This is a genomic window from Mycobacterium sp. TH-M25 (genome assembly GCF_057473665.1).
In genome coordinates this window covers 1-3,163 of the sequence record NZ_JBYCLA010000583.1, presented here as the reverse complement: position 1 = coordinate 3,163, position 3,163 = coordinate 1, and the positions used below count along the sequence as shown (strand labels likewise).

3 protein-coding genes are annotated in these 3,163 nt (G+C 62.6%); 2 read left to right on the top strand and 1 reads right to left on the bottom strand.

Going from position 1 to position 3,163, the window contains the following annotated elements; genetic code table 11:
* A partial coding sequence (locus AC2VOU_RS19485) for an aldehyde dehydrogenase (protein WP_486958836.1) occupies positions 1-1,339 on the bottom strand: 1,339 nt, incomplete at its 3' end.
* Positions 1,340-1,537: 198 nt separating this feature from the next.
* Here AC2VOU_RS19485 and AC2VOU_RS19480 point away from each other — a divergent pair.
* Entirely contained in the window at positions 1,538-2,146 is a 609-nt protein-coding gene (locus AC2VOU_RS19480) for a TetR/AcrR family transcriptional regulator (RefSeq protein WP_047316338.1), read from the top strand.
* The coding region (locus AC2VOU_RS19475) for a cytochrome P450 (protein ID WP_486958835.1) at positions 2,143-3,163 on the top strand (1,021 nt) is incomplete at its 3' end. The genes AC2VOU_RS19480 and AC2VOU_RS19475, both read left to right, overlap by 4 nt.

Here is a 3,163-nt window from a genome sequence, read left to right as displayed (position 1 = left end):
TCACGCTGACGGTGCCGACCCGCAGCCGCGCGGCGACCCTGGCCACTCGCTCCGGGTCATCACCAAACACCGTGCCCGACAAGCCGTATGGCGAATCGTTCGCGATGCGCACCGCATCATCGTCGCCATCATGGGCGATCACCGTGAGAACCGGCCCGAAGATCTCCTCGCGGGCGGTTCGGGCGTCGTTGCTTAGGCCCGCGATCACGGTGGGCTCGATAAAGAAACCGACCTCCCTACTCGGGGGCCGACCACCGCCGGACGCGAACGTCCCGCCTTCGGCGATCGCCAGATCGAGATAGCCCTGTACCCGATCCCGTTGTCGCGCCGAAATCAGCGGCCCGCAAACAGTGCCCGAGTCGCTGGGATCACCGGGCTTGATTGACGACATGGTAGCCGCTGCAACGGCGACGGCCTCGTCGTAGCAGGCCCGCGGCACCACCAGCCGGGTGGTGATCGCACAGCCCTGCCCGGCATGCATACACGTCGAAAACGCCGATATCCCACTGGCAGAGGCCAGGTCAGCGTCGTCGAGCACAACGAACGCTGACTTACCGCCGAGCTCCAAGAACACCTTTTTGATGGTGGCGGCGGCATCGATCATTACGCTGCGGCCGGTGGCCGTCGAACCGGTAAACGAAATCATGTCTACCCGTGGGTCTTTGGCGAGTAAGGCGCCCAGACTATGGTCACTGGAGGTGACGATGTTAACCACGCCGGGCGGAAACTCAGTGTGCTCGGCGATAATTTCGCCGAGCACTGCCGCGCACCATGGCGTGTCGGGCGCGGGCTTCAGGACAATGGTGTTACCCGCGGCTAATGCGGGACCCAGCTTGGCGAGGTTTATCTGGTGTGGGAAGTTCCTTGGGGTGATCGCGCCGATGACACCGACGGCTTCCCGCGCGATGATGCGTCGGGTGGGGATTCCCATCGGGGACGCCGCACCGAGGTCCTGATTCCACACGTACGACTCGGCCGTGTCGGCCGCGAACCCTAGGTCGTCGACCGGCCCCTCCAGTTGGGCGCTAGCGGTGAGCATCCGTGGGGCGCCGACCTCGGCGATGGTCAACTCTCGCAGTTCGTCGATGTGGTCGCGCATCGCATCGCGCAGCTGACGCACACACCGCACCCGCAACTCGGTGTTGCGGGACCAATCGGTCTCGTCGAAGGCACGCCGCGCGGCATCGATGGCGCGGCCCATGTCCTCGGCGTCGGCTTCGGCGGCAACTCCGAGCACTTCCTCGGTCGCCGGGTTGATGGTCGGAAAAGTCCCCGCACTGCCGCTCAACATTTTGCCGTCGATGAACAGTGCGCTCACGCCGTCGGCCAACAACGCCATCTTCTGCTCCCGCCCGCGCGCCTGTTAGTCAACTGACCAATAGTAGACAGTTGTCCGATATCACTGCTTTGGCACGATAGCGGTCAGGCCGTCTGCGGCGCAAGGGAAGCCGGCGCCAGTTGTCATGCATACCTTAGTACCCAGCATATTTATCAACTAATCTTGCTTCGTCCCGCACGAATAAGTTATCTTGGACAGATGTCCAGCAATGCACTGATGGCAGCGCACGCCGAGCGCCAGATCGGACCAGCGCCGCGCAACCGCCGCCAGGAAGAAACCTTCCGCAAGGTGCTTGCCGCCGGCATGGAAACCTTGCGGGAAAAGTCGTATGCCGACCTGACCGTGCGCACGGTGGCGGCGCGCGCCAACGTGGCTCCGGCAACCGCTTACACGTATTTCTCGTCGAAGAATCACCTGATCGCCGAGGTCTACCTCGACCTGGTCCAGCAGGTCCCCTACTTCACCGATGTCAACGACCCGTTACCCACCCGGGTGGATCAGGCGTTGCGTCATCTGGCCCTGGTGGTCGCCGACGAACCTAAGGTCGCGGCCGCATGTACAACGGCGTTGCTCAGCGGCGGCGCCGACCCAGCGGTGCGTACCGCACGCGACCGGATCGGCGCGGAGATCCACCGCCGCATCGTCGCTGCCATCGGACCCGGCGCTGAACGCGGCACGGTATCCGCGCTCGAAATGGCCTTTTACGGCGCACTCGTGCAGGCCGGCGGCGGGCAGTTCACCTATCACGAGATCGCTGACCGGTTGGCCGACGTGGCGAGCCTCATCCTGTCAGGCGGTCGCACATGACCGTGGGTGTTGGTGATCAGGAGCTGGTCCTCAATCCTTACGATTACGGCTTCCATGAGGATCCCTACCCGTATTACCGGCGGCTGCGCGACGAGGCCCCGCTGTACCGCAACGAGGAGTTGAAGTTCTGGGCGCTGTCGCGACACCACGACGTGCTGCGCGGCTTCCGTAACAGCACCGCACTGTCGAATACCTATGGCGTGTCCCTAGATCCTTCCTCGCGCACCTCGGAGGCCTACCGGGTGATGTCGATCCTGGCCATGGATGATCCGCAACATTTGCGGTTACGCGCTTTGGTGTCTAAAGGCTTTACCCCCCGCCGGATCCGTGAGCTCGAGCCACAGATCCTCGAATTGGCCTGCACGCACTTGGATTCGGCGATGGAAAGCGAAACTTTCGACTTCGTAACCGAATTCGCGGGCAAACTACCGATGGACGTGATCTCGGAACTGATGGGTGTCCCCGAACCCGACCGGGCTGGCATCCGCGAGCTGGCGGATCGTGTCCTACACCGTGAGGACGGGGTGGCCGATGTTCCGCTGTCGGCCATGCAGGCCTCGTCCCAGCTAATGGCTTACTACGTTGAGCTGATCACGAAATTCCGCAAGAATCCCGCCGACAATCTGACTTCGGCACTGCTGCAGGCCGAGATTGACGGCGACAAGCTCAGCGACGAACAAATCATGGCGTTCCTGTTCCTCATGGTGATCGCCGGCAATGAGACCACCACCAAGCTGCTGGCCAATGCCGTCTATTGGGGCGCACGCAACCCCGACCAGCTAGCTGGAGTATTCGCCGACGATTCTCGAATTCCGTTGTGGGTCGAGGAAACCCTACGCTACGACACATCCACCCAAATCTTGGCCCGCACCGTCGTACAAGATCTGAGGATGTACGACACCACCCTCTCCGAGGGCGAGGTGTTGTTGCTGCTACCGGGCTCGGCCAATCGCGACGACAGGGTCTTCGTCGATCCCGACGAATACCGCATTGGCCGTGAAATCGGCTCTAATCTAG